At 67.9% G+C, this 26,870-nt stretch carries 24 protein-coding genes, 1 tRNA gene and 1 pseudogene; 10 read left to right on the top strand and 16 right to left on the bottom strand.

Going from position 1 to position 26,870, the window contains the following annotated elements; genetic code table 11:
• Positions 1–12 precede the first annotated feature (12 nt).
• Positions 13–89 (top strand) — tRNA-Pro (locus RZE79_RS20155).
• A gap of 92 nt (positions 90–181) precedes the next feature.
• Positions 182–620 (top strand): annotated as a pseudogene (locus RZE79_RS20150) (NmrA family NAD(P)-binding protein); the annotation flags it as partial.
• A 130-nt stretch (positions 621–750) separates the two neighbouring features.
• Here RZE79_RS20150 and RZE79_RS20145 read toward each other — a convergent pair.
• Positions 751–1,746, bottom strand: a complete 996-nt coding sequence (locus tag RZE79_RS20145; RefSeq protein ID WP_319356301.1) for a LysR family transcriptional regulator — start codon at positions 1,744–1,746, stop codon at positions 751–753.
• Positions 1,747–2,177: 431 nt separating this feature from the next.
• Here RZE79_RS20145 and RZE79_RS20140 point away from each other — a divergent pair, with 431 nt between their 5' ends.
• Both RZE79_RS20140 and RZE79_RS20135 read left to right on the top strand, forming a co-directional pair.
• The gene (locus RZE79_RS20140; RefSeq protein ID WP_319356299.1) at positions 2,178–3,392 is read left to right on the top strand and encodes a fumarylacetoacetate hydrolase family protein; all 1,215 of its coding nucleotides are present in this window, start codon (positions 2,178–2,180) and stop codon (positions 3,390–3,392) included.
• A gap of 125 nt (positions 3,393–3,517) precedes the next feature.
• Positions 3,518–6,382 carry an endo-1,4-beta-xylanase gene (locus RZE79_RS20135; protein WP_319356297.1) on the top strand — a complete coding sequence of 955 codons (2,865 nt, stop codon included), beginning with the start codon at positions 3,518–3,520 and terminating at the stop codon, positions 6,380–6,382.
• A gap of 22 nt (positions 6,383–6,404) precedes the next feature.
• Here RZE79_RS20135 and rrtA read toward each other — a convergent pair whose 3' ends face one another.
• A complete protein-coding gene (gene rrtA / locus RZE79_RS20130; protein ID WP_319356295.1) occupies positions 6,405–7,016 on the bottom strand; it encodes a rhombosortase in 612 nt (203 codons plus the stop codon).
• Positions 7,017–7,462: 446 nt separating this feature from the next.
• On the opposite strand from rrtA, the gene RZE79_RS20125 reads away from it, so the two are divergent.
• Positions 7,463–9,550, top strand: a complete 2,088-nt coding sequence (locus RZE79_RS20125; protein ID WP_319356294.1) for a TonB-dependent receptor domain-containing protein — start codon at positions 7,463–7,465, stop codon at positions 9,548–9,550.
• Between the two features lie 16 nt (positions 9,551–9,566).
• On the opposite strand, the gene nikR is transcribed toward RZE79_RS20125, so the two are convergent.
• The 5 genes from nikR to RZE79_RS20100 all read right to left on the bottom strand — a co-directional run bounded on the left by nikR (position 9,567) and on the right by RZE79_RS20100 (position 14,286).
• Positions 9,567–10,049, bottom strand: coding sequence for a nickel-responsive transcriptional regulator NikR (gene nikR, locus RZE79_RS20120; protein WP_153283413.1), 483 nt, complete (start codon positions 10,047–10,049; stop codon positions 9,567–9,569).
• 80 nt (positions 10,050–10,129) lie between these two features.
• Positions 10,130–11,281, bottom strand: a complete 1,152-nt coding sequence (locus RZE79_RS20115; protein ID WP_319356291.1) for a HupE/UreJ family protein — start codon at positions 11,279–11,281, stop codon at positions 10,130–10,132.
• An 11-nt stretch (positions 11,282–11,292) separates the two neighbouring features.
• The gene (locus RZE79_RS20110) at positions 11,293–12,486 is read right to left on the bottom strand and encodes a tetratricopeptide repeat protein (RefSeq protein WP_319356290.1); all 1,194 of its coding nucleotides are present in this window, start codon (positions 12,484–12,486) and stop codon (positions 11,293–11,295) included.
• A 5-nt stretch (positions 12,487–12,491) separates the two neighbouring features.
• Entirely contained in the window at positions 12,492–12,791 is a 300-nt protein-coding gene (locus RZE79_RS20105) for a hypothetical protein (RefSeq protein WP_319356288.1), read from the bottom strand.
• Positions 12,792–12,801: 10 nt separating this feature from the next.
• Positions 12,802–14,286, bottom strand: a complete 1,485-nt coding sequence (locus RZE79_RS20100) for a DUF4331 domain-containing protein (protein ID WP_153283415.1) — start codon at positions 14,284–14,286, stop codon at positions 12,802–12,804.
• A 243-nt stretch (positions 14,287–14,529) separates the two neighbouring features.
• On the opposite strand from RZE79_RS20100, the gene RZE79_RS20095 reads away from it, so the two are divergent.
• The 4 genes from RZE79_RS20095 (at position 14,530) to RZE79_RS20080 (ending at position 18,524) form a co-directional block, all read left to right on the top strand.
• Positions 14,530–15,549 carry an AraC family transcriptional regulator gene (locus tag RZE79_RS20095; RefSeq protein WP_153283416.1) on the top strand — a complete coding sequence of 340 codons (1,020 nt, stop codon included), beginning with the start codon at positions 14,530–14,532 and terminating at the stop codon, positions 15,547–15,549.
• Positions 15,550–15,695: 146 nt separating this feature from the next.
• On the top strand, positions 15,696–16,436 hold the full coding sequence (locus RZE79_RS20090; protein WP_319356286.1) for a nitroreductase: 741 nt from the start codon (positions 15,696–15,698) through the stop codon (positions 16,434–16,436).
• Positions 16,433–18,085 (top strand): AMP-binding protein, encoded by a 1,653-nt coding sequence (locus tag RZE79_RS20085; RefSeq protein WP_319356284.1) that lies wholly within the window; start codon positions 16,433–16,435, stop codon positions 18,083–18,085. Before RZE79_RS20090 ends, RZE79_RS20085 begins: the two co-directional genes overlap by 4 nt.
• Entirely contained in the window at positions 18,078–18,524 is a 447-nt protein-coding gene (locus tag RZE79_RS20080) for a MaoC family dehydratase (RefSeq protein ID WP_153283419.1), read from the top strand. The genes RZE79_RS20085 and RZE79_RS20080 overlap by 8 nt, the downstream gene beginning before the upstream one ends.
• A gap of 72 nt (positions 18,525–18,596) precedes the next feature.
• Here RZE79_RS20080 and RZE79_RS20075 read toward each other — a convergent pair whose 3' ends face one another.
• From RZE79_RS20075 to RZE79_RS20045, 7 genes are read right to left on the bottom strand one after another with little or no spacing between them, the layout of a single operon-like run.
• Positions 18,597–19,034 (bottom strand): nuclear transport factor 2 family protein, encoded by a 438-nt coding sequence (locus RZE79_RS20075; RefSeq protein ID WP_319356281.1) that lies wholly within the window; start codon positions 19,032–19,034, stop codon positions 18,597–18,599.
• A 41-nt stretch (positions 19,035–19,075) separates the two neighbouring features.
• Positions 19,076–19,630: a VOC family protein gene (locus RZE79_RS20070; RefSeq protein ID WP_319356279.1), complete on the bottom strand. Its 555-nt coding sequence runs from the start codon at positions 19,628–19,630 to the stop codon at positions 19,076–19,078.
• 32 nt (positions 19,631–19,662) lie between these two features.
• Positions 19,663–20,433 (bottom strand): SDR family NAD(P)-dependent oxidoreductase, encoded by a 771-nt coding sequence (locus tag RZE79_RS20065; RefSeq protein ID WP_319356277.1) that lies wholly within the window; start codon positions 20,431–20,433, stop codon positions 19,663–19,665.
• A complete protein-coding gene (locus RZE79_RS20060) occupies positions 20,426–21,397 on the bottom strand; it encodes a tripartite tricarboxylate transporter substrate binding protein (RefSeq protein WP_319356274.1) in 972 nt (323 codons plus the stop codon). The genes RZE79_RS20065 and RZE79_RS20060 overlap by 8 nt, the downstream gene beginning before the upstream one ends.
• A 38-nt stretch (positions 21,398–21,435) precedes the next feature.
• Positions 21,436–22,218 carry a glucose 1-dehydrogenase gene (locus tag RZE79_RS20055; RefSeq protein WP_319356272.1) on the bottom strand — a complete coding sequence of 261 codons (783 nt, stop codon included), beginning with the start codon at positions 22,216–22,218 and terminating at the stop codon, positions 21,436–21,438.
• Complete coding sequence (locus RZE79_RS20050) at positions 22,215–23,276, bottom strand: substrate-binding domain-containing protein (RefSeq protein WP_319356271.1); 1,062 nt, start codon at positions 23,274–23,276, stop codon at positions 22,215–22,217. The genes RZE79_RS20055 and RZE79_RS20050 overlap by 4 nt, the downstream gene beginning before the upstream one ends.
• A complete protein-coding gene (locus RZE79_RS20045; RefSeq protein WP_319356269.1) occupies positions 23,273–24,010 on the bottom strand; it encodes a carboxymuconolactone decarboxylase family protein in 738 nt (245 codons plus the stop codon). Before RZE79_RS20045 ends, RZE79_RS20050 begins: the two co-directional genes overlap by 4 nt.
• A 120-nt stretch (positions 24,011–24,130) precedes the next feature.
• On the opposite strand from RZE79_RS20045, the gene RZE79_RS20040 reads away from it, so the two are divergent.
• Positions 24,131–24,514 (top strand): hypothetical protein, encoded by a 384-nt coding sequence (locus tag RZE79_RS20040; RefSeq protein ID WP_319356267.1) that lies wholly within the window; start codon positions 24,131–24,133, stop codon positions 24,512–24,514.
• Between the two features lie 66 nt (positions 24,515–24,580).
• On the opposite strand, the gene RZE79_RS20035 is transcribed toward RZE79_RS20040, so the two are convergent.
• Both RZE79_RS20035 and RZE79_RS20030 read right to left on the bottom strand, forming a co-directional pair.
• On the bottom strand, positions 24,581–26,047 hold the full coding sequence (locus RZE79_RS20035; protein WP_319356265.1) for an amidohydrolase family protein: 1,467 nt from the start codon (positions 26,045–26,047) through the stop codon (positions 24,581–24,583).
• 61 nt (positions 26,048–26,108) lie between these two features.
• On the bottom strand, positions 26,109–26,870 hold the full coding sequence (locus RZE79_RS20030) for a sulfite exporter TauE/SafE family protein (protein WP_319361233.1): 762 nt from the start codon (positions 26,868–26,870) through the stop codon (positions 26,109–26,111).

Genomic DNA, 26,870 nt, shown 5'->3' with positions numbered 1-26,870 from the left:
AATCGAGAGCTTCGGTGTGTGGCGCAGCCTGGTAGCGCACTTGCATGGGGTGCAAGGGGTCGAAGGTTCGAATCCTTTCACACCGACCAACAAAACGTCCAAGGGCGTCCGGTTTCATCAACCGGACGCCCTTTTTCATTGGAGCGCTGGGCCAGATGTTCGTGGCCGTACACGTGAGCAAGGCAAGCGCCAGGACATCGCGGAGCTCCGGGAACTTGGCATCGAGATCGTCGCGGGCGATCTCGTGAAGAGAGCCATCGACGAGCTCGCCGAGGTGTTCGCGCGCGATATGACGCGGTGATCGGTTGCGCGGGCTATGCAGCCGGAATCGACACGCCAATGAAGTTGGCGCGGGCCGCATCGCAGGCGCGAATCCCGAGGTACTTCCCATGGCAGTTCGGCGTCGATTTCGACGTGATCGGTCGGGGCAGTCCGCAGGATATCTTCGACGCACAGCTGGACGTGCGCGAACTGCTGCGCAGCCAGCACCAGACGGAGTGGGTCGTCATCTCGACGGGCATGTTCATGAGCTACCTGTTCGAGCCGGACTTCGGTGTCGTTGACCTGCAAATGACACAGTCCACGCCCTCGGCAGCCTCGACACCGCTGTGACGCTGACGAGGTCGGGGTGTTGCATGGGAAACAAGCCGCATCGACGACATCTCCTCGCTGGCTTCGCGGCGCTGGGCCCTGGCTTGTTCCCTTGGCCGCCGCATGCGGCTCACAACCAGCCGGGTTTCGACCGCCGGCTCAACAGCGCGAAGACGTGCGACCCCGTGGCTTGGGCCTGGCACCGGGCGTCGTTCGTTCGGCCAATGCCGCTTCGGCCTCGCGGTCCGCCATGTGGCGGATCACGTCCATGAACGCCAACACGGGCGTGCTGGGGGGCTCGCCTTGCAGGGTGATCAGGCCGAAGTCGGGGACGCGGTTGGGGAGCTCGGCCGCGATGCGCGTCAGCAGGCCGCGCCTTACATACTTGTCCACCAGCGCGGCGGGCTGCAGCGACAGCATGGTCGTGCTCTGCATCAGCTCCAGCGCGAACAGAAACGACGGCGTCTCGACGATGCCCGAGGTGAGCGACAGGCCTGTGCTGCGGAAGATGTCATCCGACACCTTGCGCAGCGCCGTGGATGTCGGATAAAGAATCCACGGCCAGTTCGACAGTTCCCTCAGTCCAGGGGCCTTCGGTCCGCGCAGCGGATGGTGCACGCCTGCGGTGATCTGCAACCCTTCACCGGTCAGGTTTTCGTAGTGGAACTGGTCGCGTTGAGACTCGTCGGTGAAGCGGCCGATCATCACGTCGATCTTGCGTTCGGCCAGCCACACGATCAGCTGATCGCTGCTCTGTTCCAGCACCTTCACCACCAGCAGCGGCCGCAGGCGCTGCAGCTCGGCCACCGCGGCAATCAGCAGATGCGCTGCCGCACCCGAGATGGCGCCGATCGACAGATGGCCGTGCCCTCCGAGTTTCAGGTTGCTGAACTCGTCCACGAACTTGCGGTGGCCGTCCAGTGCCGAGTGCGCATAACGCAGGGTGAAGAGTCCCAGCTCGTTCGGTTGCATGTCGCGCGGCAGGCGATCGAAGAGGCGCGCTTCCAGCATCTCCTCGATGTCCATCAGCACCTTGGTGGCCGCCGACTGCGTGATGTACATCTGCTCGGCGGTCAGGCGCAGATTGCGCGTCTTGCCCAGGATGTCGAGGAACTGCAGGTGCCGAAAACGCAGACGCGAGACTTGCGCCAGCATCAGGGGTTTGTCAGAGGTCTTGCCTGAACTCATCAGCATTTGGAATGGATGCTAGCGAAAAAGTCAGTGGACCGGCAGAGGGCCGTCACCTAGCCTTCGGGTCCATCAAGCATGGCTTCGCAGAGAGCCGGCGACGCGCGGCAAGGCCGTTGCACCCCGCACATTCCATTCCGGAGACATCATGAAAATCACATCGTTGGCTCTGGCGACTGCACTGCCGGCCGCAGGGGCCGGCCCCGCTTCGCGCAGCAGGCGGTGGGCTGCGCTGGCTGCACGCCGGTGACGTGATTCGCGTCGATCGCAAGGCCGGTCGTCGCGACTTGCCTGCGCTGCAGATGCCGCCCAGCCCATCCCCTTGCGAGGCCATGTGCCGCCGCATCGCCGAAGGCACGCCGCACCACAACCATTGATCAAGCCCCGAGGAAATCTGAATGACTGCAACAACGACGGCCATGCCGGTGCGCACCGATGGCCTGCACCAGGCGCTGCCGCAGGACGGCCTGGCCGGAACGCTGGTCGGTCGCGTCTGGCGTGTCGGCACGCCCGCAGGCCCGGCCGTGGTGGTGCTGCGCCCCGACGGCGTGTTCGATCTGAGCCGGCACTTCCCCACCATGAGCACGCTGCTGGAGACCGACCAGCCGGCGCAAGCCGTGCGTGCGGTGGCCGGCGAGTACCTGTGCAGTGTCGATGCGCTGCTCGACAACAGCCAGGCGGAAGGCCAGGACCCCGCCGTTCCCTGGCTGCTGGCGCCCTGCGACCTGCAGGTGGTCAAGGCCGCTGGCGTGACCTTTGCCGGCAGCATGATCGAACGCGTGATCGAGGAGCAGGCCGGCGGCGACGCCAGTCGTGCGCTCGCGCTGCGCAGCCAGATCACGGCGTTGATCGGCACCAGCCTGTCCGACATCCGTCCCGGCTCGGCCGAAGCGCTGGCGCTGAAGAGCCTGCTGCAGCAGCAGAAGCTGTGGTCGCAATACCTGGAGGTCGGCATCGGTCCCGATGCCGAGGTCTTCACCAAGGCGCCGGTGCTGGCATCGGTGGGACATGGCCAGGACATCGGCATTCGCTCGGAATCGACCTGGAACAACCCCGAGCCCGAGGTGGTGCTGGCCGTCAACAGCCGCGGTGACATCGTCGGCGCCGCGCTGGGCAACGACGTCAACCTGCGCGACATCGAAGGCCGCAGCGCGCTGCTGCTCGGCAAGGCCAAGGACAACAACGCGTCCTGCGCCATCGGCCCCTTCATCCGCCTGTTCGATGGCCACTTCGGCCTCGACCAGCTGCGCCGCGAGACCGTGCACCTGCACGTGACCGGCGACGACGGCTACATGCTGCGAGGCATCAACACCATGGCCAGCATCAGCCGCGACCCGGTCGACCTGGTGGCGCAGACACTGGCCTGTCACCAGTATCCCGACGGCTTCATGCTGTTCCTGGGCACGCTGTTCGCGCCCACCGAAGACCGCGACGAGCCCGGCGGCGGCTTCACCCACAAGCTGGGCGACGTGGTCAGCATCCACAGCCCCTGGCTGGGCTGCCTGAGGAACCGGGTGACGCATTGCGAGGCCGCACCGCCCTGGCGCTTCGGCCTGCGGGCCTTCATCGGCAACCTGGCCGAGCGCGGCCTGCTGCAGGGAGCGCGGCTGTGACGGCCGGGCGCCTCATGGGGACCCCGCACTCGCCGTGAGGGAGGTGCCGGTGTTCGGCGATGTCCATTGAAGTCCGGAGCGCGTTCCCGCCCGGGAGTGATTCCTTTCAACCCAAGGAGACAAGCATGCATCTGACCATCGAACGTCGATCTGCGATATGCGCAAAGGCGTCTGCCGCAGAGCCACCCAACGAGAACGCTCCGGTCGTCGGAATCATGAGGAGGATCGGGACCAGGTTCAGCAGACTCGACTTCCAGCGTCTTTTGATGGCGCTGCCCACCGGACTTGTGATCGCGAACGCCGCCCTGGCGGCCGAGCGGCCTGCGAACCCTGCCGACTGGCCGGCGCTGAAGGAGGTGTACAAGAACCACTTCCTCATCGGCAGCACCAATCTCGACGCGCGCAACTTCGGCTCCGACGTGGTGCCGGGTGAAGACTCGGTCGCCGCCATGACCCTGAAACACTTCAACGCGGTGACGCCCAGCAACGCGATGAAGCCCGATTTCTGGAACGGGGGGATGAGCAATCCCACCCCCAATTTCCTGACCAACCTGACCTCGGGCATCAACGCCGACATCAGCGCGGCCAATGCGCGCGGCGTCAAGGTCACAGGGCACGTGCTGCTCTGGCACAACCAGTCGGCCCAGTGGCCCGCCCCCAACGTCCTGATGCCGAGTGGCGGATGGGAAACGTCGTGGGACTACGCAACGGCGAAGACGAATCTGGAACATTACGTCCGGACCGTGGCCGGCCATTTCGATCGGGAACCCTTCAAGGCCTACGCCTGGGACGTCGTCAACGAAGCGTTCAAGGACAACCCCGACAACCCCGCCGACTGGAGGAACGCCCTGCGAACCGGCTACAGCCCCGAAGAGCGGCCGGCCCGATGGGCCCAGGCCTATGCCAAGGGTGGGAAAAGCTGGGACTACATGTACGACGCGTTCTATTACGCGCGCCAGAACACGACGGCCATCCTGAACTACAACGACTTCAACGACAACGAGCGCGCCTCGAAGGCCACGGCGATCGCCGCGATGGTCAAGGAATTCAATGAACGGTACGCGGCTGAATCGGCCGCAGGCAAAGGGCGGGTACTTCTGGACGCCAAGGGAAAGCCCAGGCCGCTGATCGACGTCATCGGCACGCAGGGCCACTGGGACATGAGGCTCAACCTGGACGCCTTCGAGCGGACCCTCAAGACCTATCTCGAAACCGGAGCGAACGTCGATCTGACCGAGCTCGATCTCGCGCCGACCCTGGGCCTGGACAAAGGCCTGCGGATCCAGAATGGCCCTGAAATGGAGGCCCTGTTCATGGAGCAGGGCATCCAGTACGCGAAACTTTTCAGCCTGCTCAAGGAATACGCTGCCGGCCCGGGAGGCCGTCACCCCGAGTACAAGGGAGGCGTGCACCGGGTCACGTGGTGGGGGATGACGGACCCGGGCTATCACACCAACGGGTATCCATGGTCCGGCGTCGGCCGACCGAAGGAGGCGTACTGGGCCACGACGAACCCGGAGCAGTACCTCATCGATGCGGGCTTGCCGCCGAACGGCGTCACCGCGACTTTCAGCTATGGCGGCGAATCCTTCAAAGCCCGGACCTGGGGCGGCAAGAACGCCCAGGCGATGCTCGACATCAACGTGCCGGCCGACACGAAGAACGTCGTCTTCACCGCTGCCAACGTCTCCCTGCCCTCGGGGTTTGCCGTTGAAAGCATGAAGTTCAACCCGCCCGACTGCGCGGTGGTTCCCGGCAAGCCCTGCCATGTCACGGTGACCGCGAGGGGGCCCGCACCGGCAACGGCCTCTGCGCAGAACACGGCGACGTTCGTCCTGTCCTTTGGAAAGATGACCGTCGGGTGGATGGATGCCGCCAACGCCCTGGAGGCACCCTTGTCCTATGCGGACGTTCGCTTCAGCGACGGCGTGACGCCCTTCAAACAGTACAAGACCACCTACGGGAGCGACGGCATGGCGAGAGCGTCCGGCGTTGTCGAAACGAAGACGGTGCCGAAACATGGTCGCAACACGCTCGTCCTGTCATCGCAGGACCCGGTCGCCAACCCCTTCGGACTGCGGTTGCACAGGCATGCGGCGACGGAAAAAGCCTGGCGGCTCGTCACGAGAATCGAACCCGGAAGGACCTACATGGTCGTGTCCGGCGAGTCGGAATTCAACGGACAGACACAGGCCGCTGCGTTGACCAACCGAACCAAGCCCGCGACGACGGCCTCGCCGGAATCGCTGTCGCGCACGCCCGTCATCGTCCGTGGCGACATGCTTCTGCCATTGGCCAATGTGAATGCGCCCGCGAGCGAGCCCGCCCTGGCGCAGGACAACCTCAAGTTCGTCTTCGAAGAAGCGAAGAGTCCTGCCGCAGGACCTTACGCCGCCCAGGAAGGGCACACGATGCAGAGCTTCATCCATGGCAGCAATGCCTACCCGCATGTCGTGTTCAGAGGCAATGGCGCGAGTGGCACCGTCGTGGCGGGGCGGCATTCGCTGATCACGCGACAGACGAACGGCCAGGAGGGTTCGCAGATCGCGGAGAGAGCGCTGGACCAGGCGGTCTGGTTCAACACGCCCATCGACCCGAAGACCGGCGAGATGAAGATGTTTTTGTACACCGAGAAGGACGGTGTCAAACAACACTATGTTCTGAAGGAAGTGGTCGATGGCGAGACGCCGAACAGGGACGCCGGGAACGCCATCAGCCAGCGGCAGGGGTCCGTTGGCGGGTTCGTCGCCATGCAGGCGGAGAGTCCCAAGGAGGGGACGAGTGTCAAGCTCTATGCCTACGACATCGAGCCCTACGGGTCGAACAACGAGCCGCCGCCGACAACGCCGCCGACGACGGAGCCCCCGCCGCCGGTGATGCCGATCGCCTTCCCGTTCAGCAGGCGCGGCGGATCGCTCGGCGCGGGCGACCTCGCCCTGGTGCTGGCCGGCCTCGCGGCGCTTGCGCTCGTCCGCCGCCGCCGGTCCTGACGCGGTGAAGCCGGCGCCGAGGTCAGGCCTCGGTGCCGGCTCGGGCCCGCCGCAAGCGCGGCCACGCAGCCTGCCAGAGGCACAGCGCCAGTGCGCACAGCGCGCCGTACAGGTGAGCCTCGACCATCACCTCGCCACCGATCAGCGCACGCTGCGCATCCGAAGGCGGATGGAACATCTGCCAGCTGATGCGTGCGATGACGGCGACCAGGACGATCCAGGCCACGCGATCGCCGCGCCAGGCACGTGGTGCCAGCACCCAGATGAACAGCCCGTAGAGCACGCCCGAGAGGCCCGCGTAGTTCGTGGCCTCGGGCGATGCGGCCACCAGCAGCATCCCCACGCCGAGGGCCAGCGCGACGATCGCGACGGCCCAGGCACGCCCGGTGCGGCTGCCTGCCGCGAGCGCGGCGCACAGCACCAGCCCGCCGGCGTTCATCAGGCAGTGCGCCCAGCCCAGATGCACCGCATGCGCCGAAAGCAGGCGCCAGTACTGCCCGCCGAGCACGGCCGCGCGTTCGTAGCGCAGCGCTTCGTACACCGGCTCACCGCCCGCCTGCAAGGCCAGCACGAGGCAGGCGAGCGCGATGGGAACCAGCCAGTTGGCGAAGGAGCGCAGTGGGAGAGGTTGCACGGGGCGCGGCCCATTCAGAGATGGGGGGCAATTTGCCGCGAGGCAGGTTGGAAGGTACTCGGTGAATGCCTTGTGATGGCGGAATTGTGCCGTTGGCTTGCACCGGCTGCCAGCGCACCAGTTGAACGCTCGACGGCAGGCGAGCTGCGCTGCAACACGCCGGCCAAGTTCACGGCGTGGATGCGTGCGTGAGGGTTGTCCCGCAATCCGAATCCAGTCCCGCAAAGTCCCCGTATTGACTCAAGCCGGTGCGCGTCGGGTCGGCAACAACCCATTGGAATCTCACCCATGAACAGACGCCATTCACGCGGTCGACAAGCTTCTCCTTCCCAGGCAAGACCCAAGGCACAGCGCCCTGGGCGCCATCCCGTGGCGTCCCGGCCCGCCGCGGCTTCGTGAGTCGCGAGTTCCGGCCGGCAGTTTCTTCCTCATCTTCAGGAGCGGCAATGCCGAAGTTTTCGACGGGATTTCATCGCGTCTGGTTCGGCGTTTTCTTCGGCAGCGCCGCCGTCTGTGCGCAGCAAAGCCATCTCCCCGAGATCGAGGTGCGCGGTCCGCGGGATGCAGGTGTGGGTTCGGCTGACAGCGCGAGCGAAGGCGCGGCGCAGCGCGAGTCGTTTCAGACGCGGCCCAAGCTGCGGCCCGGCGACATCGTCGAGGCCGTACCCGGCGTGGTCGCCACGCAGCACTCGGGCGACGGCAAGGCCAACCAGTACTTCCTGCGCGGCTTCAACCTCGACCATGGCACCGATTTCTCGGTGACGGTCGACGGCATGCCCGTGAACATGCCCACGCATGGACACGGCCAGGGCTATGCCGACCTGAACTTCCTGATTCCCGAGCTCGTGTCGGGTGTGCGCTACCGCAAGGGGCCTTACTTCGCCGAGAGCGGCGACTTCTCTCTGGCGGGCAGTGCATCGCTCGACTACCTCAGCGTGCTGGACGCGCCCTTTGCCGAAGTCACGCTCGGCGCCAACAATTTCAAGCGCCTGCTGGCCGCGGGCTCGCGCACCCGCGAGGACCAGACCTGGCTGGGCGCCATCGAGCTCGAGGGAAACGACGGGCCGTGGGACGTGCCGGAGAACCTGCGCAAGGTGAGCGCCGCGGTGCGCTACTCGCAAGGCTCGCCCACGCGCGGTGTCAGCCTCACCGGCATGGCCTATAAGAGCCGCTGGACCTCGACCGACCAGGTTCCGCAACGCCTGGTCGACAGCGGCCAGCTGTCGCGCTTCGGTTCACTCAATGCCACCGACGGCGGCAACACGCAGCGGGTGAGCCTGTCAGGCAAGTGGTTCGGCAAGGGCGCGGCGGGCGACACGACGACGGTCAGCGCCTACGCGATCGACTACCGCTTCGACCTGTTTTCCGATTTCACCTATTTCCTGAACGACCCGGTCAACGGCGACCAGTTCGAGCAGACCGACCGCCGGCGCATCTTCGGCGCGCAGGCGGCGCGCACGATGCCGACCCGGTTCGGCGGGCTGGATGGCATCCTGAGCTTCGGCGCAAGCTGGCGCGGCGACCGGATCTCGGAAGTGGGCCTCTACGCCACGCAGGCCCGCGAGCGGCTCTCGACGGTGCGCAACGACAAGGTGTCGCAAGACCTGTTCTCCGTGTACGGCCAGCAGCTGGTTTATTTCACCGACCGGCTGCGCGGCTACGCGGGCGTGCGCGGCGACATGCTGCGCTACCGGGTCGACGGGCGGGAGCCCGTGCATGGCGCGGCCAACAGCGGCAGCGGTCGCGATTCGATCGCCAGCCCCAAGGCCGGCCTCGCCTTCGCGCTGACGCCGCAGCACGAGATCTACCTGAACGCCGGCGTCGGCTTTCACAGCAACGACGTGCGCGGCGCAACCATCGCCATCGATCCCGCGAGCGGCACCGCCGCCGACCGCGTGCCGGCGCTGGCCAAGGGCCGGGGCGCGGAGGTGGGTTGGCGCTTCCAGCCCGACGAGAACTTCACGGCGACGGTGGCGTTGTGGCAGCTCAAGCTCGACTCCGAGCTGGTCTACGTCGGCGATGCCGGGTCGACCGAGCCGGGGCGCGCGAGCAGCCGCCGCGGTATCGAGGCGACGATGCGCTGGAAGCTCGACCGCGCCTGGCGCGTGGAGCTCGACGGCGCGGTGTCGCGTGCGCGCTTCAGGGGGTTCGCGTCCGAAGGCGAAGGCAACCACGTCGACAACGCCGTCGAGCGCGTCTTTGCCGCGGGCCTCACGTACATCGACGGTCCGCTGACGGCATCGCTGCGGCTGCGCTACCTGGGGCCGCGCGCGCTGGATACGACCAACAGCACGCGTTCGCGCTCGGCCACGCTGCTGAATTTCGGTGCGCGCTATGCCGTCCACAGGCACCTGACGCTGGGGCTCGACGTGTTCAACCTGGCCGGCAAGAAGGGCAACGACATCGAGTACGCCTATGCATCGTGCGCGGCGGGTGAGGTGGTGTCCGGCGCGTGCAACGGCGGCGTGAACGACCGGCATGTGCATCCGATGGAGCCGCGCAGCGCACGTGTCAGCGCGCGCTGGACGTTCTGAGCGATGCCATCCGGCATCAGTTCAACGGCGTGAGGTGCGAATGCGGGGGGGCCGATGAATGCGTGTGGACGTGCGGTGCCGCATCGTCCGCCAGCGCCACCACGTTCGCCTGGCCATGGCGAACGCCGCGCAGCGACATCAGCTGATCCGCCACGTCGTGCACGGCGGCAATCGGGCCGCGCAGCACCACGCACTCCAGGCAACTGCCATGGTCAAGCGGCGTCTGGTTGCAAGCGGTCACCATGCCGTGGTTCTCATGGCGCAGCGCCTGCAGCCGTGCCGCGAGGGCAACCTCGCGCGTGTCGTACACGTAGCTGACGCTCGCGATGCACGCCGACACCACGGCATCGAACTGCATGCCCCGGAGCCCGGCGCGACCCAGCCCGTAGCGAATCAGGTCGCGCACGGCCTCGGAGCGGCTCGTGTAGCGTTTCTGCGCGATGAGCATCTCGAACTGGCGCGCGAGCTGCTCGTCGAGTGAAATGGTGAAGCGGTTCATCGGGGTATGCAGCGGGTACGCGATCCGCCGCCGGTCGGATTCAGCGCGTGTGCCTTCCCTTGGCACCGTCTCCCATGTGCTCAGGAGAACGGCAGCACCTTGACGTCGAGCACGCGCTCGCACAGCCACACCGTGGCGACGACCACCGCCGCCATCGAGCCGCCGTGCAGCACCAGTGGCGGATAGCGCCGCCAGTTGCGCAGCGCCAGCAGCACCAGGAGCGCGACGGCCACCACCGCCAGTTGTGCGGCCTCCACCCCCAGGTTGAATTGCAGCAGCGCAAGCACGAACTGGCGCGTCGGCAGCTCGATTTCACCGAGGGCGCCGGCGAAGCCGAAGCCGTGGATCAGTCCGAACAGGAAGCTGAAGAGCCTGCGGCGTCCGCGCAGCACGGGCCGGATGTTGTCCAGCGCCGCGACGATGATGGTGATGGCGATCGCCGGCTCGATGAGGTGCGGCGAGATCGTCACGATCTTCAGCCCCGCCAGCGCCAGCGTGATCGAGTGCGCGATGGTGAACATCGTCACGATGCCCAGCATCGGCCAGGCGGCGTCCTTCCAGGCGAGCACCGGTGTCCACACGCCGTGCTTGCGCTGGAGCACGGCAGGCAGCAGCAGGCAGATCAGAAACAGGATGTGGTCGTAGCCGATCAGGATGTGGTGGATGCCGTCGGCGAAGAAGCGGGCAGGCGGCGATGCCTCCGGGGTGTCCGCCCATTCGATGGAGACGGGGCCGGCCGAGGGGTCCAGCGAGCGCAGCATCGGTGCGGCGGCGCTTGGGGTCTGCGCGCGCAGCAGGCCGCGGTGGGTCGGGTCCACGTCCTGGAAGAGCCGGTAGTCGATGGACAAAGCGGCCGCCGCACTGCAGGGCGCCTGCATCTGCAGCACGAGGTAGGTGCCATCGATGCGGTTGTCGATCGCAGGCGGTCGGGTGTCGGCAGGCACGCATTGGCCCCCCTGAAGCCGCAGCCGCCCCAGCGCATAGGCCTGGATGTCGCCCAGGCGTGTGCGCACCTCGCCCCAGGAGAGTTTCTGGTCGGCGTTGGCGTCGAGGTCGAGCACCGCATCGAGGTCGCGCAGCGCGATGTCCCAGCGCAGGTCGATGCGGTCGCCATCGCGCGAAAGCTGCAGGTAGGCATCGCTGGCCTTGTGCGCATGCGCCGGAAGCACGGCGAAGGCGAGCATCCAGACGAACAGCGCGGCCAGCAGCGAGCGACAGGTGCGTGGGGTCATGGCATGGCGTTTCAAAGCAGCGCATCGACGCGCGCATCGCGCAGGCCGATCTGCCGCACCAGCGCCCTGACTTCGGCACGCGCCGGCTCGTCCTTGGCCGCGACGGCCGCGCGTGCGAACAGCAGCAGGTCGATGGGTTCGCGCTGCAGTTGCACGTTGAGCCTGGCGAGGTCGAGTGCGCGCCTTGCGTCGCCCTCGACGTCGAGCGCGAACATCGCTTCTTCGCGCGCATGGACTGCGTCGGTGCCGGGCCGCTCGGCCGCCGCGTCGAAGCGGGCCTTGAGTTCGGCCGCGGCCGTGGCCGTGCGTGCACCCTCGAGGCCGCGCGCGGCGATGGCCATGCGCAGCAGCACCGCATCGCTGCGCGCCTCGGTGTCGAGCAGGGCGGGAATCTCCCGGGACCGGCCGGCGCGCTGCAGGTAGTCGCTGTAGGCAAGCAGCAGATAGCCCGAGCGCTCGGCTCGCAGGGCGAGGCGATACGCGACGCCGGCCTCGGCGGGGCGCCCGGCGAGCTCCTCGATTTCGGCCAGGCTGGTGAGCAGCCACTGGCGCGTGCCCGCCTGTTCGCGGGCCTGGAGGCTGGGCGCTTCCAGCAGCGTCTTCAATGCGTCGCGTGCTTCGCCGTGGTTGCCGCGCAGCCCCGCGTTCTCCGCCATGCAGGCCAGGCCGTAGAGCGCCGGGCCGACGCGACCGAGCGCGCGGCACGCCGCGTCCGAGTCGTCGTAGCGGCCGCGCACGCGGTAGATGGTGGCCAGCGTGATCAGTGCCTGGGCATTGGACGGCTGCCGCGCGAGCGCGGCCTTCAGCAGCATTTCCGCACCGTCGAAGTCATGCAGGAACTGCGCGATGGTGGCGCGCATCACCAGCACGGCCGGCGGTGTCCCGGAGGGCGGGAGGGCAGCCCAGTGGGCGAGGGCGCCCATGGCATGGCCGGCGTAGCGTGCATCGCCCTGCGAGCGCGCCAGCTCGAGATAGCGGGCGGCCGCGGCAATGGCCACGGCCGCGTCCGTCGGGCGTTGCTGCAGTTCGCGGCGCATCGCACGCGCCTCGCGCGACCATCCGGCGACCGTCGGCAGCGATTCGACCACCTCGTTGTCGTCGGCGGGCACGCGCGGGGCGGCGCCGGCAGACGCCATCGCGGCAGCCATGGCGAGGACGGCGGCACCTGCCCGCCATGCGGACGCGGGCAGCAGGTGTCGTCGCACGGTCATCACTCGGTGGAAACCGGGTCCTTCGTTTCGGAGGTCGGCGGCGAGTCGAACACCGCCACGTCGGCGGCTTCGGCCGTGTCGAGCCCGCCGCCGTTCACCAACGCCTTCACGTAGGCAATGAAGGTGTCGTACGCATCCGCCTGCGGCGGGGGCGTCGTGGGCGGCGGCTGTTGTCCCTGTGTGCCGGGCGGGAACGGATAGAAGCTGAAACCTCCGCCGCCCCCACCGCCGCCGCCGCAGCCCGCGAGCGTGGCGACGACCAGGAGCGGGCCGGCGATGCGATAGAACGTGTGGTTCATGGCGTTGTCCTTACTGCGCGCCCGGCAGCGGCGTGTTCAGGTAGGGGAAGGTTTCCGGGAACTGCGCCGCGCTCTGCATCGCGCCGTCGGTGATCGCCGCGGCGCCTGCGGGCGCGTCGGACGGCTTGCAGCCGACCTTGAGCGTGTCGGTGGCGCCGGTGGCCACGCACAGCACGCCCATCGCGACACGCAACTCGGCATCGACCACGTCGTCGCCCGGACGGCGGCCGTTCGGAAAGCCGGCCGTGTCGCCCCCGAGCACGCCCAGGTTGTTCTGGCCTGCCTTGGGTGTCGGCGCAATGCCGGTGTTCAGGCGCAGCATTTCCGAGGCGGTCACGTTGGCGGGCTTGTTGACGCCCTCGACGCCCGTCAGGAAGGCCGCCACGAGGTCGGTGCGCGGAAAGTTCGTCGGCGCCGGTGCCGAGGGGAACAGCGTCTGCACCAGCGCAGGCAGCGTCGGGTTGGTCACGTAGTCGGCGAACTGGCCGTCGTCCTTCGGCCTGGAGCTGTTGAAGCGGTCCTTGTCCTTCAGGCCGATGACGACCTCGTTGACCAGCGGCATGCCCAGGCGCGAGACCTGTGCCCAGGCGCCGCCGGCCAGCGTGGTGGTGCCGTGGCCGCGCTTGGGCGGGCTGGCGACGAGCTGCCCCTGGCGCACGCTCGCGGTGGTCCAGCCGCCGATGATCGGCTTGCCGGCGGTGGTGACGCAGGCAATGGGCACTTCGAGCGCCATGGTGGTGACGTTCTTGCCGGCCAGCGCGTCGGGGTTGCCGTTCGGCGCACCCAGCGGGTTCAGGTTGATCAGGTCGAAGACCTGGCCCAGCGCCACGCTGAACGGGTCCTTGCGCTGCCCGACGAACACGCGGCCTGGCGCCGCGCAGCCCGGGATGTTGACGTTGTACAGGTGCTGCGCCGCATAGGCGGCATAACCCGAGGGGCCGCCGAAGGTCTTGTCGCCGATGTTGTCGGTGGGCTTGTCGAATTCCCGGGTGCCGCCGGCCGCGGTGACGGCCTCGCTGGCGCCGGTGCGGCGGTCGCCGCGCACGATGTTCAGCGTGAAGGTCTCGCGCAGGTTGCTGGTGGCCTGGTTCGGGCCCGTGATGCCGCCGGCCTGCACGAGCGGAATGGAGACCTGCTTGCCCGCGATCGGCAGCTGGATGTCGCGCAGCGTGTTCTTGAAGCGGAACTGGAAAGTGATGTTCTCGACCGCATCGCCGTCGGTGTCCAGGTGAATCTCGTACAGCGCGTTGGGGTCCATCGTGAAGTAGTTCGGGCCGCCGTACGGGCTCTGGTCGGGCTGGTAGTTGGCGATGAGCGTCACGTAGTCCTGGCGGCCGGTTTCGTAGCTGCGGAACATGTAGAAATCGGTGGCGTCCACCTTCGGCATGCCGGCAATCGAGGGCGCCTCGCGGTGGCTGGAGGCAAAAGCGCCGGATGCCGTCATCGCGCATGCCGCGAGAACGCAGGCATGCAGAGGAATTCGAACGAAGTTCATTGCTGTCACCCTCGGTAGGAGCTGGTTGTGGAAGAGGCCCACCTTGGATACGGAGGCTGCGGGCGACCGGTTTGTCGGACAGCGACCCGGGAATTTCATACGAAAGCGCCATCGATTCATACGCGGCGGCTGCTCTTCGGCCCCGGCGCCCTGGACCCGCGGGCTCCTCGAGGCCGCATCCCGTGCGCGCGAAACGCGCTTATAAAAGGGCTTGTCCCCTCACTGATTCTTGAGCGAGTTCATATGAAGTCTGCAGGCTTGAAGGGAACCGTGTCCATTGAACTGGTGCACGAGGCGATCCATGCCGCGGCGCTGCGGAACATGGACATCCGCAGCGTCCTCGAAAGCGCCAAGATCGATCGCGAACTGTTGAACGCGCCGCGTGCGCGCGTCTCGGCGGCGGCGTACTCGCAGATGTGGGTGGCGCTGGCCGACCTGATGGACGACGAGTTCTTCGGCCTGGACAGCCACGGTCTTCGCCGCGGCGGCTATGCGCTCATGACGCGCGCGGCAGTCAACGCCGACAACCTGGCGCATGCCCTGCGCCGCATCCTGAGGTTCCTTCACGCCACGTTGGACGACTTTCGCGGCGAGCTGGTCTGCGAGGGCGACGAGGCGCGCGTCGTGCTGCATGACGGCGGCGTGCTGCGCCGGCTGTTCGGCTACGGCACCTGGTTCATCCTGGTCCACGGCCTGGCGTGCTGGCTCGTGCACCGGCGCATTCCCCTGCGCGAAATGCAGTTCCGGTGCCCGCCGCCCGCCGACGACAGCCACTACCGCACGCGCTTCTGCGAGAACGTGAAGTTCAACGGCCAGACCACGCACATCAGCTTCGCCAGCGACCTGCTGGACCTGAAGATCGCGGAGTCGCCGGCCACGGTCGACAACTTCCTGCGGAAAGCGCCGGCCAACCTGCTGGTCAAGTACCGCAACGACGCCAGCACCAGCGCCCAGGTGCGCCACCGGCTGCGCAGCCAGATGCCCGAGGCGTGGCCCGAACTCGAAAAGCTCGCGCAGGAACTCTGCGTTTCCGGCACCACGCTGCAACGCCGCCTGCAGCAGGAGGGCGTGAGCTACCAGCGCGTGAAAGACGACCTGCGGCGCGACATCGCCATCGACCTGCTGTCGAGCGCCTCGCTGACGGTGGCCGAAGTCGCGGCCCGCACCGGCTTCCAGGAAACCAGCGCCTTCCATCGCGCCTTCAAGAAATGGACGGGCGTGAGCCCCGGCGCCTATCGCTCGTCTGCGCCCACCTCGGGATAAGCCAAAGCTCCCGGCGTTTGCCGGGGCGCGGGATGTCCGAACGCCCCATCCAGATCGGGACGCGCGGGCATGGAAGCGCGGCGCGTGCAGAACTAACCTTCCTTCGACACCGCATCTCGCGACAGTCAGAACGAAAGGAAACCGGAATGAACCGAACGATGGCGTCGCCGCTGGAGGCACAGGCGCTGCGGGGCGCGGTCGACTGGGCCATTGCCACCCGGCGCAGCGTCAGGGCGTTCCTGCCCCGGCCGGTGCCCAGGGACGAGGTCGAGGCGATCCTTTCGACCGCGCGCTACAGCGCTTCCGGCATGAACATGCAGCCCTGGCATGTGCATGTGCTGACGGGGCCCACCAAGGCCCGCCTGTCGGCTGCGATTGCCGCGCTCGACGACGATCCCGGCCGGTCGGGCGAGCTGCTCGAACCCTACGACTACTACCCGCGCGAATGGTTTTCGCCGTACCTGGAGCGGCGCCGCAAGGTCGGCTGGGACCTCTACGGATTGCTCGGCATCGCCAAGGGCGACAAGCAGCGCATGCACCTGCAGCACGGGCGCAACTACCGCTTCTTCGATGCGCCCGTGGGCCTGTTCTTCACGGTGGACCGCGAACTCCAGGAAGGCAGCCTGCTGGACTACGGCATGTTCCTGCAGAGCGTGATGGTGGCCGCGCGCGGCCGCAACCTCCACACCTGCCCGCAAGCCGCGTTCCTGAAATTCCATCGCCAGATCGCGGACCTGCTGGACATTCCCGCCGGCCAGATGCTGGTCTGCGGCATGAGCCTGGGCTATGCCGACCCAGCGTCGGTCGAGAACTCGCTGGTCACCGAGCGCGAGCCCGTGTCCGCCTTCACGACCTTCCACGACACCACCAAGGAGACCACCGCATGAGCGCGCCATCCTATGCACGGGGCCTCGAACGCTGCGCGGCGAACCATGTGCCGCTCACGCCGCTGGGCTTTCTCGACCGCGCGGCGCTCGCGCATCCGAACCGCGTGGCGGTGGTGCACGGCGATCTGACGCGAACCTGGGCGCAGACGCGCGAGCGCTGCCACCGCCTGGCGTCCGCGCTGACGATGCGAGGCATCGCGCCGGGCGACACGGTGTCGGTGCTCGCGCCCAACACGCCGGCCATGCTCGAGGCCCACTTCGGCGTTCCGCTGGCCGGCGCGGTGCTCAACGCGATCAACCATCGCCTGGACGCCGAAGGCATCGCGTTCATCCTGCGCCACGGCGAATGCAAGCTGCTGCTGGTCGACCGCGAGTTCGCCGCCACGGTGGCCGCTGCGTTGAAGCTGCTCGACCGCGCGCCCGCGGTCATCGACATCAACGACCACCTCGCACCACCCGGCGAACCCATCGGCGAGACCGACTACGAATCGCTGCTGGCGAGCGGGGACGCCGACTTCTCCGGCAGGTGGCCCGGCGACGAGTGGCAACCCATTGCGCTGAACTACACCTCCGGCACCACCGGAGACCCCAAGGGCGTGGTCGCCAGCCACCGCGGCACCTACCTCATGAGCCTGCTGCAGATCACGAACTGGGCGATGCCCCGCGCGCCGACGTATCTGTGGACCCTGCCCATGTTCCACGCGAACGGATGGTGCTTCACCTGGGCCGTGACGGCGGCCGCGGGCACCCATGTCTGCCTGCGCCGGGTGTCCGCCGACGCGGTGCTGGAGGCCATCGAGCGGCACCCGATCGATCACCTCTGCGCAGCGCCCGTCGTGATGGCGATGCTCGCGGACGCGGCGAAAGACACCCGCCTGCCGCGCCCCGTGCGCGTGCTCACGGCCGGCTCGCCGCCGCCCCTCGCCGTGCTGAATGCAGTGCTGGCGATGGGCTTCGACGTGGAGCACGTCTTCGGCATCACGGAAGTGTCGGGCACGCCGGTGAGTTGCGTGTGGCAGGACGGCTGGGACGATCTGGCGCCCGCCGAGCAGGGCGCGCTGCGCGTGCGCCAGGGCGTGCGCGCCGCCATGTTCGAAGGCCTCATGGTCGGCGACGCCGACACGCTCGCGCCCGTCGTGCCCGACGGTAAATCGGCGGGCGAGCTCATGCTGCGCGGCCACACCGTGATGATGGGCTACTTCAAGAACGAGGCGGCCACGCGCAAGGCGCTCGCCGACGGCTGGTTCCGCACCGGCGACGTCGCCGTCCTGCATGCCAACGGGTATGCGCAGATCACCGACCGGTCGAAGGACGTGATCATCTCGGGCGGCGAGAACATCTCGTCGGTCGAAATCGAGGACGTGGTCCATGGACACCCGGCGGTGCTGCATGCCGCCGTGGTGGCGCAGCCCGACCCCAAGTGGGGCGAGGTGCCGTGCGTGTTCATCGAACTGAAGACCGGTGCCGCCGCGCCCACCGAGCAGGAGATCATTGCGTTCTGCCGCGAACGGCTGGCGCACTTCAAGTGCCCGCGCCGCGTGATCTTCACGCCTTTGCCGAAGACGGCCACGGGAAAGATCCAGAAGTTCCGCCTGCGCCAGCAGGCCGGAAGCCAGGACGCCATCACCCGGCTCGCCAGCCATGGCTGAGTGCGAAGCCGCCGCAGCCCTGGCGCCGGTCGCGCCCGGCTACCGCTTCTCGCGACCCCACACCTTCGACGAAGCGCAGGTGCGTGCCTTCGCGTTGGCGGCGGGAGACGAGAACCCGCTGCACCACGATGCGGCGTTTGCACAGGGCACGCGCTTCGGCGGCCTGATCGCCAGCGCGACCCACACCACCTCGCTGCTCATGGGGCTGACCGCCAGCCACTTCGCCACGAAAGGGAAGGTGCTGGGCATGAACTTCTCGGTCGACCTGCTGCGTCCCGTGCGGGCGAGCGAGACCGTGCTCATCGAGTGGTGCGTGACGTCGATGGCCGCGCATGCGAAGGGCGGCTGCGTCCTCGAATTGCAAGGTGCGATCAAGAGCGCGGACGACCGGACCAGCGTGCTCGCGCAAGGGACGGTGCTTTTCACGCCCGCCGCCTGAGCGCGTTGCGCGCCAGCGCCTCGTGCGGCGGCAGCCCGGCCCCTGCGAAATGCGGCCGGGCCTCGCGCTGTTTCAGATCAACCCCAGCGCTCGCAGCTTCGCATCGGCCGCGGAGTAGGGCCGCTCGCACACGATCTTGTCGCTGCCCGGTGCGAACTCGAAGGTCGCGGCCATGCGGATGCGGAATTTCCGGCCGGTCGCGTCGAACACGTTGCCGTTGGCATGCAGCGGGCCGAGGTGCGTTCCGCTGAGCCAGAACTCGACCAGCACGGTGTCCTGGTCGGCGGCGATGGCGATGATCTCGTTGGCCAGGTCGGGAAACGGCGTGCGCGAGCTGCTGAAATAGCCGCGCACTTCCTCCTCGCCGTCGAACACCACGCCGCTTCCGTGCATCTCGTAGCGCGGATGCTGGAACGTGTCGATCACCGCATCCCACTCCTGCGTGCATTCGAGCGCCATGTGGTCGCGCACGGTCTGGATGCGTGCCGCCTGAAGCGTTGCTGTGTCCACGGGGTCTCCTGCTGTTTGTCGAATGGGTTGAACCGCGACCGTCATGGCGTGGGCGCGGCGGCGTTTGCGCCCATGCGGCGGATCGGGTCCTTGCCGTCCCATCCCTGGGCTGCGCGCCGGATCTCGCGGAAGTACTCACCCTTGCCGCCGGCCATCTCGGAGATTTCGAACATGCCGCCGGGCAGGTCGGGATGGACGAAGTAGGCGAAGCGTCCCCGCATCCCCATGCGGCCGCTGTGGCCCTCGACGTAGCCCATCGACAGCAGGTGCTGCACGGCCGGGTCGAAGCCGTCGTCGGTCCAGTAGGCCAGGTGCTGGGCGCCTTCGCCGCCGCGGCGCAGTGAATCGAGGTAGAGCGACGGCGCGTCGTCGCGCTGCTGGATCAGTTCGATCTGCAGGTCGCCGGAATTGGCCAGCGCAATGGACAGCCGGGGCAGGCGCGAGGGCTTGCCGTAGTAATTGAACTCGGTCGTGCCGACTTCTTCCTTGTAGAACCACGGCCCCACGCCCAGCGTGCGGGACCAGTGGGCCATGGCCTTCTCGATGTCGTGGACGACATAGCCGACCTGGCGTGCGCTGCCGAACAGCATGCTCATTGAATGGACTCCTTGGTGCCTTGGTGGTGCGCTCAGCGCATGTACGCGCCGCCGTTGACGTCGAGCGTGGCGCCCGTCATGAAGGACGACAGGTCGGACGCCAGGTAAAGGCATGCGCCCGCAATGTCTTCGGGCTGGCCGACCCGGGCCAGCGGGAATGTCTTGCCCAGCGCGTGCTTGTTGTCGTCGGAGTTCGCGCCGCGCGAGAAGTCCGTCATGATCAAGCCGGGCGCGATGGCGTTGGCGCGCACGCCCTGCGGGCCCAGCTCCTTGGCGATGGCGCGCATGAAGCCCAGCACGCCGGCCTTGGCGGCGCAGTAGTGGCTGCCGCCGAACACGCCGCCGCCTTGCTGCGCAGACATCGACGAGATGCAGATGATCGAGCCGCTGCGCTGCGCGACCATGGTGGGGATCACGCACTGCGCCATCTGCAGCGTGCCGCGCAGGGCGATCGACACGACCTGCTCGAAGTCCTCGGCGCTCACTTCCAGCACGCTGCGCTTTTGCGTGATGGCGGCGTTGTTCACCAGCACATCGATGCGGCCGGCCCATTGCAGGACGCGCGCCACCGCGGACGCGCAGGCGCCGGCATCGCGCACGTCGCAGCCGATCCCGATGTGCGCCGGCCCGATCGACTCGGCCGCTGCCTGTGCCTCGTCTTCGTCCAGGTCGAGCAGCGCCACCCGGGCACCGTGCCGGGCGAACAGCCGCGCCGTCGCCAGGCCGATGCCGCGCGGGCGCGAGGCGCCGGTGATCAGGGCGACGCGACCCTGCAGCAGGGGGAGGAGGGCGGCGTCACTCATTGCTGATGTTCGCGGCCTTGGCGATCTGCTTCCAGCCCTCGATGTCCGCGGCGGTCATGGTGCGCAGCTCGTCGCCGCCGACGAAGGCGGCGGTGATGCCCAGGTCGAGCAGGCGGGTCTTCACGTCGGGCATCTCGAGCACCTGCTTGAGCGCGGCGGACAGCTTGCTCACGATGGGCTTGGGCGTGCCCGCCGGTGCGTACAGCGCCCAGCGCAATGCGCCCATGCGCTTGCCCGCGAAATCGATGCCCTCGTCGTCGTAGCTCGACACGTCGGGCAGGCTGGGCGAGCGCGAGGTGCAGGCGGTGATCGCCTTCACCTTGCCGGACTTGACCATCGGCGAGCCCGACGCCATGTCCACGTAGGCCAGCTTGACGTGGCCGCCCAGCATGTCGGTCTGGATCTGCACCACCGACTTGTAGGGGATGTGGCTCATCTGCGCCTGCGTGCGCAGGTTGAACAGCTCCCCACAGAAATGGCCGGTCGAGGCGATTCCCCAGCTGGCGTACTGCACGCTGCCCGGCGACTTTTTGGCCAGCGCGATGAGCTCCTTGGCGTTGTTCGCCGGAAAGTCGTTGGTCGCGATGAGCAGGATCGAGGCGGTGCCGACCTGCCCGATGGGCGCGAAGTCCTTGACCGAGTCGTACGAGAGCTTGGGGTTGCTCGCGGGCAGCAGCACGTGCGTGGTCGCGCCGCCGATGCCGATCGTGTAGCCGTCGGCCGGCGCCTTGGCGACGAAGTCGGTGGCGATGGCGCCGCTGGCGCCCGGCTTGTTGTCCATCACGAAGACGCCCTTGACGAGCGGCGCCATCTTGTCGGCCAGCAGCCGGCCGAGCGCGTCGCCGCCGCTGCCCGCCGCCGAGATCAGGACGAAGCGGATCGGCCGCGTCGGATAGTCCGCGGGCGTTTCGGCATGGGCGGCGAACGCGAGGCCCGCGAGCGCTGCAATCCACAGTTTGCGCATGGTGTTGTCTCCTTCTTTGGGATGGTTCGGATACCGACCTACAGGGACAGGCCGCCGTCGACCACCAGCTCCAGGCCCGTCACGTAGCTGGATTCATCGGAGGCGAGGAACAGCGCCGCATGGGCCACGTCCCACGCCGTGCCCTGGCGGCCCATGGGGCAGCGCGCGTTGCGCATCTCGCGGCCCGCCTGCGCCTCCTTCTCGTCCTTGAAGAGGGCGGCGGCATGCGGGGTGTCGATCAGGCCCGGCACGATCACGTTGCAGCGCACCTGGTGCTGCGCGTACTGGCGGGCCACGACCCGCGTCATGTGGTTCAGCGCCGCCTTGGAGGTGCTGTACGACAGGAACTGCATCGGGCTCCACTTGCGGCTGGCGATGGAGGAGATGTTGATGATGGAGCCGCCGCCCTGGCGGATCATGTGCGGCACCACCTCGCGCGCCGTGAGCATGGGGCCCTTGAGGTTGATGGCGTGCACGCGGTCCCAGGACTCTTCCGTGACCTCGATCAACTCGCCGAACTCCTCGATGCCGACGTTGTGGTGCAGCACGTCGATGCGGCCGAAGCGCGCGATGCAGTGCGCCACCATCTGCCGGATCTGCTCGCTGCTGCGCACATCGGCCTCGAAGGCTTGGGCGATGCCGCCGATGGCCTCGATGCGGCGCACTGACGCCGCCGCCGCTTCCGGCGAACGGTCCGCGCAGATCACCGTCGCGCCTTCGCGTGCGAACGTGACGGCGCAGGCCGCGCCGTTGCTGATGTCGCCGCCGATGGAGCCGGCGCCGACCACGAGGACCACCTTGTCCTTCAGGCGCTGCGTCATGGGGCGGTTCTCGTTGTCTTGCGGGCAGCGACGGCACCGGTGGCTGCCTTGGCGACCGGGCCGCAGGATTCGCGCAGCACCATCTGCGTGGTCAGAAGAATGCGTTCCTGCTCGAGTGGTGCCGTGCTGTCCAGTCGCCGCAGCAGCAGTTCGGCCACCGCGGTGCCGACCGCTTCCAGGTCCCAGGTCAGCGAGGTGATCGCCGGACTGAAAAGCTGCGACAGGTCGGTGTCGCCGATGCTGACGACGCTGACGTCATCGGGCGCCAGGCGGCCCGAGTGGCGCAGCGCCTGCAGCACGCCCGACAGGATGCGGGTGCCCAGGCAGAGGAAGGCCGTGGGCGCCGCGGGCGAGCCCAGCAGCGAGAGGGCCTCGCTGAAGGCGAAGTCCATCGCCGATTTCTCCGCGCGGATCAGCTTGGGGTCGGGCTGCAGGCCGCGCTCCGCGAAGGCGTCCCGGTAGCCCACGATGCGCTCGCGGCCCGGGCGCAGCACGCTGCCGGGCGTGAGCAGCGCGATGCGCGTGTGGCCCAGGTTCAGCAGGTAGCGCGTGGCTTGAAGGGCGCCGTGGCAGTGGTCGACGTGCACGCCCGCGTTGTCGCCCTGGAAGTCGCGGTCCAGCGCGATCACCGGGCCGTCCGCCGCCAGCTGGTCGAGGTACGCCGGGGTTTCCTCTTGGCAGGGGCCGAGGATGAGCCCGTCGACGCGCCGGCGCCGGAACAGGTCGACCAGCGTCTTCTCCCGCTGGCCGTCGTTGTGGGTGCTGGCCACCAGCAGTGCATAGCCGGCCGTCAGCAGCCGCGATTCGACCGCCGTGATGATCCGCGCATACAGCGGATTGGCCAGGTCCGACACCAGCAGCCCGACCACGCCCGTGGAGCGGGTCCGCATGCTCTGCGCCACCGCGTCGGGGGTGTAGCCGAGGTCGCGTGCCGCCTTGGTGACCGCGGCGATGGCCTGTTCGCTGACACGCCCCGTGCGGTTCAGCGCGCGCGACGCGGTGCCGATGGCCACGCCGGCGGCCTTGGCCACTTCGCGGATGGTGACCTTGGCCTTCATGCCGCCACCTTCGCTTGCGCAAGCGGGGCAGAAAAGCGCTCCGCGCCTGGCTCCAGCGGCACGGCGGCGCTGTTCAGAAAAAAGGCAGCCATGTGATAGAAGCTCGACGCGAAGATGAGCTCGATCACCTGCGCCTGCGGCCAGCCCGCGCAAAGCGACTGCCAGGTCTGATCGGAGACCGTGGAATGGCGGTGCAGCTCGTCCACCATCCGGACGATCAGGCGTTCCTTGTCGGTCCATCGCGTCGGCGACAGCGCGTGCCAGTCGTCGCTTTCGGTGAGCTCGCGGACCTGCACGGCATCGAGCCCGCATTTCTCTGCGTAGATGCTGACATGCATCCCCCACTCGTACTCGGACCGCGTGAGCGCGCCGGTGCGGATGATCGCGATCTCGCGGTCGCGCTCGGGCAGCGCGCACTGGAACAGCACCACATGCGCCATGGCCTGGAAGGCCGGACCGAGCTTGCTGTGATTCGCGAGCGCCAGCCGAAGGTTCAGCGGCGACAGGCCTTTGAACGCGGTGCTTTGTATCGCCGCCGCGACCTCGGGTTCGTAGGGCGGTGGCCGCAACGGCAGCCGTGCGGAAGGTGCAGGAGAGAGGAATGCGGCGCCGGTCATGGCCCAAGTTTGAAGCGGGCGTGGAAACGTTTCTACAGTGATAACCCTGAAGAGTTGCGGATACAGAGCGCGCTCAGGAATCGAATCAAAAACGAAAAAGAGAAAACGGTTCCACACCGGGCGATGGGCCGATGGTGTGACATTTGGGAACGTTCTTCACCGTGGCGATGTACGCGGCGCCGTGCAGCCGGGCGTTGGTGACGCATCGGGGCTATTTCTTGCCCCCAAGGAGTTGAAATGACTTTTCCCAGAGCCGCTCTCAAGTTGGCTGCCGCAGGTCTCGTGGCTGCCGGCGCCTTGTTGACCGTTGCATCCGCCAACGCGGGCACCAGCTGGTCCATCGGCGTGAACCTGCCCGGCGTGGTCGTGGGTGAGCCCGCACCGGTCTATTACGAGCCGGCGCCTGTCTACTCGCGGCCGGCCCCGACCTATTACCAGCCCGCACAGCCGGTCTACTCCGTTCCGGCACCGGTCTACTACGAGCCCAACGCTCGTTGGGAGGAGCGCCGCGCGCAACGGTGGGAAGAGCGCCGCGCGCAACGTTGGGAAGAGCGCCGTGAATGGCGTCGCCGGCAATGGGAGCGCGAGCAGCACCGCCGTTACTACGAGGATCGCGATTGACGTTGTCGGCAGCCTCGGTCCGCGCGAGTCTGCCGCGAAGCCGCTGCAGCAAGCGCGGCTCGGGCTTCAGGACGTGAGGGTTTCCTTCGCCGCGGCGCGAATCCGGTCTGCCGATTGCCGCGCGCGCCCCATGATGCCGCGCGTGTCGTAGGCCAGCAGCCGCCCGTTGCGCTTCACGATGCGGCCGTCGACCATCACGGTGTCGACGTTGGCCGCACTGCCGCTTTGCACGATGGCGGTCTCGACGTTGCCGACCGGGCCCATGTTCAGGTCCTGCGTGCGCACCAGGATGAGGTCGGCGCGCTTGCCTTCGGTGATCGAGCCGGTGACGTCGCCCAGCCCCATGGCGATGGCGCCGTTGAGGGTCGCCATCTCGATCGCCTCGGGCACGCCGATCGCCTTCGACTGCGCGCTGGGCGTGCCGGCCCACGGCACGCCCAGGTTCCAGGTGAAGCGCATGGCCTCGAACATGTCCGGCGGTGCGATGGAGGTCGCATCGCTCGACAACGAAATGGTCAGGCCCGCGTTGCGCATCGCGAAGAGCGCGGCACGCGCATCGCCGGTGCCGCTGAGCCGCAACTCGGAGTGCGTGGCAAAGGACAGCGGCGTTTTCGTGCGCGCCATGGCCGCCAGGTCGGCGGTGCTGGCGGGCACGTAGTGCGCGAGCATGAAATCCGGGCCGAGGTAGCCGCGCCGTTCGTAGTCGACCGCATCGACGTTGTTCGGTGCCTCCTGCGGTGCGTGGATCGCAACGGGCAAGCCGCTGGCCTTGGCGGCCTTCATCTCTTCGTGGAACACGGCGTCGGTGCTCTGCTGCGGGCCGCGCAGGTTCAGCCCCAGGTGCACCAGCCCGTCGAACGGCGAGCGCTCGCCGAACCACTCGCGCCGCACGCGCGCCAGGTCGTCGTAGCGGTTGAGTTCGTCGGCGGGCATCTTGTCGACGTGGCCGTAGGCGTAGCGGGCGCGCAGCAGCGCGTGCTGGTGCGCACGCAGCTCGGCATCGGCATGGGCCGGGGAGCGGGTGTTGTGCGACCAGTTGTGCACGGTGGTGGTGCCGCCGTTCGCCAGCTCGGCGCAGCCCAGCATCACGCTGTTGTAGAAGTCGTCGGGCGTGTACAGGGTCGAGGTCGCGTTCTTGGCGGGGTAGTAAGAGAAGCCGCCGTCGCGCGCGGTGAAGCTGCGGCCGATGGCGCTCCACATGTGATAGTGCGAATTGACGAAGCCCGGCATGACGATCATGTCGGTCGCATCGATGATCTCCGCGCCGGCCGGTGCGCTCAGGCCCCGCCCGATCTTCTCGATCACGCCGTTGCGGACCCACACGTCGGCACGCGGCAGCACACCCTTGGCGCGGTCGACCGTGATGACCGCGCCGTTGCGGATCAGGTAGCTGCCACGGCGGATGCTGGGCGATGCGGGCGCACGCGCGGTGCGGGCCGACACCGACGCCGAGCCGACGAGCGCTGGCGCACCGGTGGCGGCGACCATCAGGGCGCCTACAAAACGGGTGAAGTCTCTTTTGGTTGTTTGCATGTCCAGACCCAGTAGTTGCCAGTGATTGAAGTGATGGAAAGAAGAGGAAACGAAAGCCCGCTCAATACGCCTTGAGAAGAAACGCCGCGGTCATCGCCAACCCCGTCAACACGACGAAGCCGCGCACCACCTCGGGCTTCAGTCGCCGTGCGAGCATGCCGCCGGCATAGCCACCCACCGTGGCACCGAGGGCCATCCACAGCGCGTAGGTCCAGACGATCGCGCCACTGGCCGCGTAGATCGCGACGGCGATCAGCGTCAGGATCGCGGAGACGAAGTTCTTGATGCCGTTCATGCGGCCCATGTCGGTGTGCCCCAGCGCGCCGAGCATGGCGAGCAGCAGGATGCCGAGGCCGCCGTTGAAGTAGCCGCCATAGACCGCGACCGCGAAGATGCCCAGGTCGGCGAGCCAACGGCCCCGGGGCTTGTGGCTGTTGTCGGCGGTGGCGATCCTGCGACGCACGAGGCCGGGTCCGATCGCGAAGAGCAGCGTCGCGGCCAGCAGCAGCCACGGCACGATGCGGGCAAAGGCATGGTTCGAGGTCGACAGCAGCAGCGCCGCACCGGCCGCGCCGCCGAGCACCGACAGCACACCCAACCGCAGGAGCGAAGGCGACATCGGGCCCGACAGTTCCTTGCGCAATGCCCAGGCACCGGCCAGGTAGCCCGGCAGCAGCGCGGCGGTTCCGGTGGCGTTGGCCGACACCAGCGGCACGCCGACCATCGCCAGCGCCGGCAGCGTCAGAAAACTGCCGCCGCCCGCCACGGCGTTGAGCGCACCGGCCAGGGCCGCGGCGCCGCCGAGCAGCGCCCCGTCGAGCAG

Source organism: Variovorax sp. EBFNA2 (genome assembly GCF_033802765.1).
Taxonomy (GTDB): Bacteria; Pseudomonadota; Gammaproteobacteria; order Burkholderiales; family Burkholderiaceae_C; genus Variovorax; species Variovorax paradoxus_H.
Note: the sequence above shows the minus strand (reverse complement) of the source record. Positions and strands in the feature narration are given on the sequence as shown.

Coding starts and splice junctions, on each gene's coding strand:
- RZE79_RS20145 (WP_319356301.1), bottom strand. CDS start 1,746: ATGCTGGCGCAAGTCTCGCGTCTGCGTTTTCGGCACCTGCAGTTCCTC.
- RZE79_RS20140 (WP_319356299.1), top strand. CDS start 2,178: ATGACTGCAACAACGACGGCCATGCCGGTGCGCACCGATGGCCTGCAC.
- RZE79_RS20135 (WP_319356297.1), top strand. CDS start 3,518: ATGCATCTGACCATCGAACGTCGATCTGCGATATGCGCAAAGGCGTCT.
- RZE79_RS20125 (WP_319356294.1), top strand. CDS start 7,463: ATGCCGAAGTTTTCGACGGGATTTCATCGCGTCTGGTTCGGCGTTTTC.
- nikR (WP_153283413.1), bottom strand. CDS start 10,049: ATGAACCGCTTCACCATTTCACTCGACGAGCAGCTCGCGCGCCAGTTC.
- RZE79_RS20115 (WP_319356291.1), bottom strand. CDS start 11,281: ATGACCCCACGCACCTGTCGCTCGCTGCTGGCCGCGCTGTTCGTCTGG.
- RZE79_RS20105 (WP_319356288.1), bottom strand. CDS start 12,791: ATGAACCACACGTTCTATCGCATCGCCGGCCCGCTCCTGGTCGTCGCC.
- RZE79_RS20100 (WP_153283415.1), bottom strand. CDS start 14,286: ATGAACTTCGTTCGAATTCCTCTGCATGCCTGCGTTCTCGCGGCATGC.
- RZE79_RS20095 (WP_153283416.1), top strand. CDS start 14,530: ATGAAGTCTGCAGGCTTGAAGGGAACCGTGTCCATTGAACTGGTGCAC.
- RZE79_RS20090 (WP_319356286.1), top strand. CDS start 15,696: ATGAACCGAACGATGGCGTCGCCGCTGGAGGCACAGGCGCTGCGGGGC.
- RZE79_RS20085 (WP_319356284.1), top strand. CDS start 16,433: ATGAGCGCGCCATCCTATGCACGGGGCCTCGAACGCTGCGCGGCGAAC.
- RZE79_RS20080 (WP_153283419.1), top strand. CDS start 18,078: ATGGCTGAGTGCGAAGCCGCCGCAGCCCTGGCGCCGGTCGCGCCCGGC.
- RZE79_RS20070 (WP_319356279.1), bottom strand. CDS start 19,630: ATGAGCATGCTGTTCGGCAGCGCACGCCAGGTCGGCTATGTCGTCCAC.
- RZE79_RS20065 (WP_319356277.1), bottom strand. CDS start 20,433: ATGAGTGACGCCGCCCTCCTCCCCCTGCTGCAGGGTCGCGTCGCCCTG.
- RZE79_RS20060 (WP_319356274.1), bottom strand. CDS start 21,397: ATGCGCAAACTGTGGATTGCAGCGCTCGCGGGCCTCGCGTTCGCCGCC.
- RZE79_RS20055 (WP_319356272.1), bottom strand. CDS start 22,218: ATGACGCAGCGCCTGAAGGACAAGGTGGTCCTCGTGGTCGGCGCCGGC.
- RZE79_RS20050 (WP_319356271.1), bottom strand. CDS start 23,276: ATGAAGGCCAAGGTCACCATCCGCGAAGTGGCCAAGGCCGCCGGCGTG.
- RZE79_RS20040 (WP_319356267.1), top strand. CDS start 24,131: ATGACTTTTCCCAGAGCCGCTCTCAAGTTGGCTGCCGCAGGTCTCGTG.
- RZE79_RS20035 (WP_319356265.1), bottom strand. CDS start 26,047: ATGCAAACAACCAAAAGAGACTTCACCCGTTTTGTAGGCGCCCTGATG.